This window comes from Terasakiella pusilla DSM 6293 (assembly GCF_000688235.1).
Classification (GTDB): domain Bacteria; phylum Pseudomonadota; class Alphaproteobacteria; order Rhodospirillales; family Terasakiellaceae; genus Terasakiella; species Terasakiella pusilla.
In genome coordinates this window covers 1-10,110 of the sequence record NZ_JHYO01000050.1, presented here as the reverse complement: position 1 = coordinate 10,110, position 10,110 = coordinate 1, and the positions used below count along the sequence as shown (strand labels likewise).

The 10,110-nt window shown below is 49.1% G+C and carries 10 protein-coding genes; 3 read left to right on the top strand and 7 right to left on the bottom strand.

Annotation, left to right across the window (positions count from 1 at the left end; all coding sequences use genetic code 11):
• On the top strand, positions 1–233 hold a 233-nt coding region (locus Q397_RS24875), incomplete at its 5' end, for a transposase (protein WP_205618869.1).
• Between the two features lie 144 nt (positions 234–377).
• On the opposite strand, the gene Q397_RS0119410 is transcribed toward Q397_RS24875, so the two are convergent.
• The 6 genes from Q397_RS0119410 to dctP all read right to left on the bottom strand — a co-directional run bounded on the left by Q397_RS0119410 (position 378) and on the right by dctP (position 8,446).
• Complete coding sequence (locus tag Q397_RS0119410; RefSeq protein WP_028880815.1) at positions 378–2,579, bottom strand: methyl-accepting chemotaxis protein; 2,202 nt, start codon at positions 2,577–2,579, stop codon at positions 378–380.
• A gap of 23 nt (positions 2,580–2,602) precedes the next feature.
• A complete protein-coding gene (locus tag Q397_RS0119405) occupies positions 2,603–4,123 on the bottom strand; it encodes a malonate--CoA ligase (RefSeq protein WP_028880814.1) in 1,521 nt (506 codons plus the stop codon).
• Between the two features lie 11 nt (positions 4,124–4,134).
• Entirely contained in the window at positions 4,135–5,502 is a 1,368-nt protein-coding gene (locus Q397_RS0119400) for a malonyl-CoA decarboxylase (protein ID WP_028880813.1), read from the bottom strand.
• Positions 5,499–6,815 (bottom strand): TRAP transporter large permease, encoded by a 1,317-nt coding sequence (locus tag Q397_RS0119395; protein WP_028880812.1) that lies wholly within the window; start codon positions 6,813–6,815, stop codon positions 5,499–5,501. Before Q397_RS0119395 ends, Q397_RS0119400 begins: the two co-directional genes overlap by 4 nt.
• 2 nt (positions 6,816–6,817) lie before the next feature.
• Positions 6,818–7,345, bottom strand: coding sequence for a TRAP transporter small permease (locus tag Q397_RS0119390; protein ID WP_028880811.1), 528 nt, complete (start codon positions 7,343–7,345; stop codon positions 6,818–6,820).
• A gap of 93 nt (positions 7,346–7,438) precedes the next feature.
• Positions 7,439–8,446 carry a TRAP transporter substrate-binding protein DctP gene (dctP, locus tag Q397_RS0119385; protein WP_028880810.1) on the bottom strand — a complete coding sequence of 336 codons (1,008 nt, stop codon included), beginning with the start codon at positions 8,444–8,446 and terminating at the stop codon, positions 7,439–7,441.
• A gap of 361 nt (positions 8,447–8,807) precedes the next feature.
• On the opposite strand from dctP, the gene Q397_RS0119380 reads away from it, so the two are divergent.
• Positions 8,808–9,476 (top strand): GntR family transcriptional regulator, encoded by a 669-nt coding sequence (locus tag Q397_RS0119380; RefSeq protein WP_028880809.1) that lies wholly within the window; start codon positions 8,808–8,810, stop codon positions 9,474–9,476.
• A 44-nt stretch (positions 9,477–9,520) separates the two neighbouring features.
• Positions 9,521–9,718, top strand: a complete 198-nt coding sequence (locus Q397_RS0119375; protein WP_028880808.1) for a hypothetical protein — start codon at positions 9,521–9,523, stop codon at positions 9,716–9,718.
• Between the two features lie 143 nt (positions 9,719–9,861).
• On the opposite strand, the gene Q397_RS24870 is transcribed toward Q397_RS0119375, so the two are convergent.
• Positions 9,862–10,110 (bottom strand): integrase core domain-containing protein (locus tag Q397_RS24870; protein ID WP_156950806.1); only part of this gene is annotated, 249 nt, incomplete at its 5' end.

The following is a 10,110-nucleotide window of genomic DNA, read 5'->3' as shown; positions in this document are numbered from 1 at the left end:
CGCCTTGGGGAAAAGCGATTTACAAACGGCGCAAGGAAACTGTGGAACGCAGTTTTGCTGATGCCAAACAACTACATGGGCACCGCTATGCCCGTCTGAGAGGCCTGACTAAAGTGAAAGAGCAATGCTTGATGGCAGCCACCGCCCAAAACATCAAGAAAATCGCCCTCATCTTAGCCCGTCTCAGGTTTTTATGGCGATATTTACCCACTGGAACGCCCACATATGCCTGAAAATGAAGCAGTGGAGCAACCTGCTTAAAGAAATGTCCAACAGAACAAAAAACACAACCTTATAGAAAATAACAAACCCCGCCAAAATTGACGGGGTTTGTCAGAGATCTGAGCCTGCATTTTCATGCAGGCTTTTTTTTTGGATTACCCGCGAATATCTTTCAGGAAGACCTGCACGTCATTCTCCACCGTAGTGGTCTGTTGATCCATCTGGGAAACGCCTTTCAAGACCTCTTCACTCACTTGTCCGGTCATCTGCACATCATCACTCACCGCCTGAATACGTGATGTAATCACATCCACCTGATTGGCTGCATTATTGACCGTATTGCTGATCTCCACCGTTGCCGCGCTTTGCTGTTCTACAGCCGCCGCAATCATGGCGGATAACTGGTTGATCTCTTCAATCACCTCTGAAATCTCGCCATTGGCACTAACGGCCTGACTAACCTCTTTCTGGATATCCCCGATCAAGACAGCAATTTCATCAATGGCACCGGACGTCTGGTTTGCCAGATTCTTAACTTCCGAAGCAACAACAGCAAAGCCTTTCCCCGCTTCGCCTGCACGCGCGGCTTCAATGGTTGCGTTCAAGGCCAACAGATTGGTCTGTTCTGCGATGGAATTAATCAGGTTAATCACATTTTCAATTTCGCGCGCACTCGATTCCAGTCGCGTAATACTGCCATTCATCACCTGTGATCGGTCAACCGCACGGCTTGCAACCTCCGTACTGGACGTGACTTGCTGGCTAATCTCGGCAATGGAGGCCGACAATTCTTCGGTGGAGGACGCAACCAGTGCAATGTCCTGCGTCATAATCTGGGAAGCGTCGGAAACTTCTTTGGTTTCCGACAAAGTTTCCTGCGATTTCTGGTTCATGCTCTGGGCCTGCTCGCGAATATCGCGCATATTGTCAGACAGAATCGTAATGGCCTGCCCCACAGATGCGTTGAATTCACCTGCCAGACGCTTCGCATTTTCCTGCTTTTCCGCCTCTGCCTTGCGGCTCATTTCTTCCTGACTTTGACGCAGTTTTTCAGTTTCGCGTAGGCCATTGCGCAGGACAGTCAGCGCAACTGCCATCTTACTGATCTCGTCATTGCCATTGCGATTGATACGTGTCTGTAAATCACCTTCAGCGATCTGTTCCATGGACCCTTCCAGCACCAACAGACGCGACACCAGATTCTTCAGCACATAAAACCAACCGATCCCGATGGCAATCAAAACGGCCACGCCACCTGCAATGACCAGTAAAATCAGCGTATTTGATGATTTCGATTCATTTTCTTGAATGGTTTGATCCATTCCGTCCTGCACAGTCAGGATAATCCGGTTTACGGTACGTGACAGATCATCGGACAGCTCGCGTGCCTGCGTCACCAATTCACTGCCCGTCTGTTCCAGCTCCAACTCTTGACGGCGCAGCTTCAGGATATTTTCCTGCAGGTCGCCTCTTTGCCCCATCTGCATGAGCTGACGCAAAATTTCGGTCAAGGGAGCCACATCACTTTGCGCCGCAATAACGCCCATCGGCTCCACCATCATATTGACGGAAGCACTAAACTGTTCCTCGATCCCTTCAAGGCTTTTTAAATCTTCGCTTTTGCCGCCTTCAGCTAACAGGCCAACCATATGGTTTGCCGTACTTTCATAAGATAAAACCGCACTGTGATAGGACACGGCCTGAATGGGGCCGACTTCCAGATCAGTTGTGTCCGGTGTCGGGGCACTTACACCGGCCGCGCGGGCCTCTTCCAACAACTCATACCATTTGTCGGAATTTTCGATCAATCGATCGGTTACGGAAGAACTGTAAGGTTCCACCGCTTCTTTAATATCTTTGCGCAGAACATTTAACGATTGTGCCAACGCCTTACGCTTATTCATAGCCTCCAATCGACTTTCCACGTTCTGGTTTAACGCCTCGGTCAACGGGCGAAAGGCAGAAATTTGCTGCTTGAGGTCAGATACTGTATCTGCATCGTCAATCAGCTTGTCCAACTCAACAACCTGATCGCCTGCCATGGAAATCAGCGTGGAAATTTCGCTAAAACGATCGGTTCTCTCTGAACTGTTTTGCGCATTCGACAACAACGGGGCCGCCGCAACCAATTGGGTGGTCACATTGGCAAGACTTTGAACGCCCGTAATCGCGGGAACATTCTGTTTCGTCAGGTTACGCTGGCTTTCCATCACACCGGACAGACTGTTCCAGGCAATTAAACTCACCAGAACACTCAAGCCCCCCACAACACCAAAGGCGCTCAACAATCGCTTACCAATTCCAAAACGCACTGTTTTTGAATTGATTGTCCCGTCTGGGTGGACTTGAGTATTCATCACATCTTCCTCTTTAAACCAACTTAGACGCTGAACGTGTCTTTATAGATGTCGCGTAGTTCTTTCTTTTGGACTTTACCCATGGTGTTACGCGGCAACTCATTGACAAAAAATACCTTTTTCGGCTGTTTGTATTTTGCCAAATCGTCTTTGATCGCATCAAGGATACTTTCCTGAGACAGGGTCGCGCCCTCTTCCGGTACAACCACTGCACAAACGCCTTCCCCAAAATCAGGGTGCGCAACACCGATCACGGCAGATTCCAAAACGCCATCGATATCATCGATCAGCAATTCCAGTTCTTTCGGATAAACGTTATAGCCACCCGTAATGATCAGGTCTTTGGACCGCCCGATGATGGACACATAGCCACGATCATCAATCATGCCCAAATCACCAGTGATGAAGAAGCCGTTATCACGGAGTTCTTCCTTGGTTTTTTCCGGCATCTGCCAATAACCTTGAAAGACGTTAGGGCCACGCACTTCAATGGAACCGATCTCGCCCACTGGCAATTCAGTTTCCCCCTCCATGATGCGCACTTCCACACCCGGCAGCGGGAAGCCAACTGTACCCGCGCGGCGATCACCATCATAGGGGTTGGACGTGTTCATGTTGGTTTCAGTCATGCCATAGCGTTCCAGGATCGCATGTCCTGTTTTTTCCTGCCATTGAACGTGGGTTTCTTCCAACAACGGGGCGGAACCGGACACGAACAAGCGCATGTTCTTGGTCGTTTCCTTGTTCAAGGACGGATGAGCCAGCAAACGAACATAAAAAGTCGGCACACCCATCAGGACCGTTGCGTCATTCATCGCGTTCAAGACCGCATCAGCATCATATTTCGCCATGAAATACACCGATGACCCGGCGGCAAACGTCGTGTTTGTCGCCACAAACAGACCGTGGGTGTGGAAAATCGGCAGCGCATGGATCAAACGATCATCTTGGGAAAAGCCCCAATAGTCACGCAAGGTGTCAGCGTTGCTCCACAGGTTACCATGGCTCAACATCGCGCCTTTGGACCGCCCTGTTGTACCGGACGTATAAAGGATAGCCGCCAGATCATTTTCATCACGCGCAACCGCTTTAATTCCGGCCATTTGTGTGGACGCAAGGTCATACATGCTCCCTGCACCAGCGCTATCCATTGTCTCCAGCGCACCGACCTTACATTTGTCCGAAATCGCTTTCAACGCATCCTTCTTTTGCGGCGCGCAGACAAAAACCTGCGGCTTGGCATCACCTAAAAAGTACTCAATCTCCGCCGGAGTATAAGCGGTGTTGAGGGGCAGGAAAACGCCGCCAGCGATAATTGTACCAACATAGAGCTTCAGGACTTCGATGGATTTATCCACCTGCACAGCAACCCGATCCCCCGGCTTGACACCACGCTTGATCAGGGCAGCGGCATATGTTTCCGCCCCTTTAAAAAACTCACCATAAGAAAGGGACTTCTCGCCTTCAATAACCGCAAAGATTGCATCATCACGGCCGGAGGAGGAGGCGCGCAAATGCTGCGCAAGATAATTACCTTGATACATTTTTTTTACCTTTATTTGCCAGCTTTTAAAAGCTGAGCCACATCGTCAGAAATAATGACTTCATTGTTATTCACGAAGGCTTCGTGATTTTGTTCAATTGAATTCAGGTCATAGAGATAATTCACCATCAACCCGTAGGATTGCTTTATCCCGTTGGCGGAGATATCGCCTTGCCAGTTTATCCGTTCCAGCCGTGCCCCATTGCCCAGATGGAAACGAGCCACCGGGTCATAGGGCGCCTGTGCGCGTTTGACTTCTTTCAAGTACAGGGCGCAGAGCGTGCGAAGCAGTTTTTCATCTTCCAGCCCCAAGTCCTGCGCTTCTTTTATATGTCGTTGTTTAAAATCGTAATAACTATTGGCAAACGCCGGTTCTTTGAGCAAACGTGCGAGGACCTCGTTTCCATCTTCCTTGCCCAGCATGTCTTCAAACTGGGTATCCAGCCACTTTCGAAACAGCGGGATCGGGGAAAGGGTGGAGAACGTCTTGATATTCGGCAGTTCCTGTTTCAATTCCATCACCACCTGTTTGATCAAAAAGTTGCCGAAAGAAATACCCTTCAAACCTTCCTGACAATTGGAGATGGAATAGAAAATGGCCGTATCGGCTTCTGTCACCTGACCAATTTTATTTTGGTCCAGCAACGGCTGCACCGCCTTGGACAACTCATTGGTCAACGCAACTTCCACAAAGATCAACGGCTCCCCCGGTAACGCGGGATGGAAAAAACCGTAGCATCGGCGATCCGACGCCAGCCGACGACGCAGATCAGACCAGTCCGCAATCGCGTGCACCGCCTCATACTCGATGATTTTTTCCAAAACCGTCGCCGGTGTCTCCCACGATATTTCCTGAATACGCAGGAAACCGCGGTTAAACCACGACGAAAACAGATGGACAAAGTCCTTGTCCACAACCTTTAACGATCCATCTTCCTTGAGAAAACGCTGCAAATCTTCGCGCATTTTCAACAAGGCCGATGTCCCGCCCGGCGCCATATTCATCGCCCGGATCAAAGCTTGGCGCGGCGCTTCAACGCTCTGTTCAAGCGCTTGGCGGTTTTCGCGGGTCGGATCATTTAGATAGGTATAGATCGCATCTTCCAGCTTTTCCTGAGCCGGTTCAAACTCGTCCCGCAGCATCAGGAAAAAAGCCAAACGTCCGGTCTGATCCAGCCCCTGATAGCGTTGAATGACTTCCAATGCCAAGGCTGTCCCCAACGCTTCACCTTTTTCGCTTAACAGGTCCCTGCAAAGCTGAGAAAGGGTTTTCTCAGCTTCACAAGTTACCTGATTAGCCGCAACCGTGCGACGGTTGAGGATATCGCGTCCGGCATCCGCAATGGAATTCAACACATTGTGAAACAGCTCGGCTCTCATTGCGCTTCCCCCATCACTGTGTTTGGCAGCCATGTTGCCAATTCAGGGAAGACACACAGGATCAGGATAGACAAGATCATACAGATCACAAACGGGAACGCCCCTTTGAGAACAGTCGTCAACTTAACGTCCGGTACAATCCCGTTGATCACATAGAGGTTGAGACCCACAGGTGGTGTGATCAAACCGATCTCCATGTTGATGGTCAGGACAACCGCAAACCAGTACGGATCAAACCCGGCCGCTGTGATGATCGGCAACAAGACAGGCGCGGTCATCAGGATCACGGCAACCGGTGGTAAAAACATACCGGCCACCAGCAGGAACACGTTAATACACGCCAGCAAGACCCAACGGTTTACTTCTAATCCCGCAATAGTTTCGGCGACAGTTTGCGTGACAAACAGAGAAGACAGTGTGTAGCTAAACAAAGCTGACGCCCCGACGATCATCAAGATCATCACACTTTCTTTCATGGAGTCAGAAAAGATCGCCCAGATTTTGCGGAACTGGAACAACTTGTAGACCACGATCGCGACAACCAGACACAACAAGGCACCAACACCCGCAGCTTCCGAAGGTGTTGCCACCCCACCGTAAAGCACATAAAGCACCCCGATGATAATCCCGATAAACGGCAGGACACGCGGCAAAACTTGGAAGCGTTCTTTCCACGTAAAACGCGGTGCGTTCTTCATAAAGTTCGGGTCTTTACGCCACGCTGAATACAACGCCCATGCCATAAACAGCATGGTTAACAGGAAGCCCGGCACCAAACCTGCAAGGAACAGACGTCCGATAGAGGTTTCTGTTGCGACCCCATACACAATCATTGTGATGGACGGCGGGATCAAAATACCCAATGTACCACCAGCCGCGATTGAACCTGTCGCCAAACCATCGGACACACCGCGCTTGCGCATTTCTGGCACGCCCATTTTACCGATGGCGGCACAAGTTGCAGGCGAAGACCCGCTAAGGGCGGCAAAGATCGAACAGGCCCCAAGGTTTGAGAGAATCAAACCACCGGGAACCCGGTTTAACCAACGATCAAGCGCCGCATAAAGATCGCGGCCTGCTGGCGAAGACGCAACAACCGCCCCCATGACAATAAACATAGGGATAGAAACGAGCGCAAATTCCGCAAGGCTTGCGTAAAAAGTTTCCGCAATGCCGGAGATAGACCCCGGACCTTCCAAAATCACGAGAGAGGCGACGGAGACAATACCCAATCCAAAGGCCACCGGAATACCGGAACCAAGAACGAGAACCAACGCCACGCAGATAATAATACCAATTGTAATCGGATCCATTCTTACTCTCCTTCAAACGGTTCGCGCGCTTCCATTGCAAACGGCATCTCGCGACCTGTCATCAGGGCCAGAATGTCTGCAACGTACTGGAGCGCCAGCAATCCGATACCAATCGGCATTGCGATATAAGGGATCCAAAGCGGTAATTCCCAAACGGTTTCAGTCACCCATCCGCCGACCCAGGCTTCATGGAACAATTCCCAGCCGTAATAGCCCAGCAAACTGGTAAAAATCAGCCCCATAAGAGAAGCGATGTACGCCAACACTGCGCGCTGTGGGTGGGAGAGGAACTGGGGCAGAAGGTCAACATTCACATGACCTTTAAGCAAAAGCACATAGGGGCTGCCAATCAAAGTGGCACCGACGAGAGCAAACGTCACATAATCCGTTTGCCAAACAGTTGATCCGTTCAAGATATAGCGGATAAAGACCATCTGGCAGACCACAAAGATCGAGCTTGCGATCAACAATGAAGCAATAATGCCACACAGGGTCGAGATGCCATGGATTGTCTTGAAGAAAATATCCATTTTCAAACTCTGCTGCTAATAATTTTTAGGGGGAAGGATGCCCCGTTGCCCAGGGAGGAAGGGTTGTCGAGAACAGCAACGGGGACTTTATCCTTACTTCACAGCAAGTGCTTTTTCGATCAGCGCATCGCCGCCTTCAACCTTCTTACCAAATTCTTTGTAAGAAGTTTCTTTGGCGATCGCACGCCATGCATCAGCCTGAGCGTCTGTCATTTCGACAACTTCAACACCAGCTTTTTTGAATTCTTCGACCATTTTCTGGTCCATTTCTTTTGCTGCTGTGAAGAAGAACTCTTCCGCTTTCTGACCGGCTACCATGACGGCATCCTGTTGTTCTTTCGTCAGCTTGCTAAACGTCTTTTTAGACATGATGATCGGCTCGTACATGAACCACAGGGCATTTGCACCCGGTGCCGTCAGACATTTTGTCTGCTCGAAAATACGATAGGAAACGAAGCTGCCAGAACTTGTGATCGCCGCATCCAAAACGCCTGTTTGCATGGCTGTATAGATTTCAGAGCTTGGCATAGACGCGGTAGAGGCCCCTGCCCCGACCAGCATTTGTTCAAACGCTTTACCGGCCGCACGTGACACCTGACCAGAGATATCTTTCGGGTCAAGGATACAGTTTTTCTTGGACGCAAAACCACCCGCAAGCCAGCCGTCTGCAATCACAATTGCGCCAGCATCATCAACGATTTTCTTGATATCGTTCATAAACTCAGAATCGTTCAAACGCGCTGCGTGATCATGGTTTTTCACCAGACCAGGCATCAGGGTCGCATCAAATTCCGGGTGACGACTTGCAGCATACGCAAGCGGGAAAGCCGTAATGTCCAGCTGACCTTTTGTGACAGGTGCCCACTGTTCCTTCGGCTTATATAGAGATTTGGACGGATAGATTTTAATCTTAAGGTCGACGTTCGCTTTTTCCAGCTCATCCGCGACAATTTGCACCATCTGGTGACGGACGTCCTTGGTATTCCATTGGTGAGAGGCTTTGAGTGTTTTCGCTTCAACAGCACCCGTCAAGGCAGCTGTTGCGACACCGACCATCAACGCCGCTGCGGACGCAACACCAAACAGTTTTTTTGCAGACATGAATTTACTCCCATGTAAATCAAACTTAACAACGCATTTTTGCGTCTTATAAAAATTTATGGTTCGGTTATCTCATCGAGCGAATACAATGTCAATAATTCTTGTATACAAAATTTTGATTAAAGTATTTATTTATGATGCAAGAAAGAGCGCTTAGACGATACAAAAATACAATTTTAAATTTATTTTCGCTAAATTAGGTACGATATTTCAAGGTTTTCCAGTTCCCCTCCCAAACCTAAAGGCGCATCTCAACACCCCACCCTCCCCTCACAATTAAAAAATCTTGTATACAATATTATTAAAATTGTTTATTTTGAGAAAACCAACAAACTCCCCGACGAGAACAGGAGCATAAAATATGGCTGTGAAACGATCAGAAGAGCTCATGAAACAGCTTGAGCAGGAGATCATTACCGGTAAGTTGGTGCCCGGTGAAAAACTCGACGAAAAAACCCTGACAGAACGTTTTAATGTCTCGCGCACCCCGGTACGTGAAGCTCTCCACAAACTCGGTTCCATCGGATTGGTCGAAATTCTGCCACGACGCGGTGCCGCCGTGCGCAAAGTCGGCTTAAAAGAACTTATCGAAATGTTCGAGGTCATGGCGGAACTTGAAGGCCTGTGCGGTTCCCTCGCCGCTCAACGCATGAGTGATGAAGAACTCAAACAACTTCGTCTATGTCATCTAGACGCTGTTCCCTGCGTAAAAGCAGGTGAATTTGACGCCTATTATGATGTGAATGTGCGTTTCCATGAATGTATCTATCGGGGATCACACAACAACTTTTTGGCAGAACAGACAAAAAACCTGCGCAACCGCGTCGCCCCTTATCGCCGCATCCAGTTGCGCACGCCCAACCGTCTGCAAACATCCTTCGCCGAACATGAAGCCATTCTGGAATCCATCGAAAAACGCGACGCCGCCACAACGTCCGAACTTCTAAAAGCCCATGTCACGGTCCAGCAAGGGTCTTTCAACAACTTCATTTCCAGCCTGCCCATGGATCTTCTCAACGACAACAGCTAATCAAACAAATATGTTTAAAACCTCCAACTAATTTGGAGGGAAACATGAGCCACCGCCGTTTTGAGCTTACCGATTTGACCCAATCTATTATTCAACCGCTTTTAACGCAGCAGCCTATGGGAGATATGATACTGATAAAGGACTTTGATCAAGCCACTGATATAGTGAAAAAACATGACTTCCGAAGATCAGATAAAAGATGTTTTAAAGCATTTGCGTCAAACGATGAGAGATCGGTTTGATCGACATATCTCAATACAAGATTTATTGTCAGATAGACTGACGTGCCCCACTTTGGTGGTCCAACCGCGATGTGGTCCCGTCCCTATATGAACTTGCCCCAATCTTTGGACCATCGGGTGTAAGAAAATTCCGTTGTTTTGCCTCAAGGGAGGCATGCCTCCCTTGAGGCATTTACCAGCTCAATCGGGGCTTTATTGCCGATTGAGCTATGTGGACGGACTTCATTATATTCCTGACGCCACTTCTCACATTTAGATCGTGCCTCATTCAAGCTTAAAAACCAAGAGGCATTTAAACATTCCATCCGGAAGCTGCCATTGAAAGATTCAATAAAAGCATTATCTGTTGGCTTTCCAGGGCGACTAAAGTCAAGCGTGACACCATTCAAATA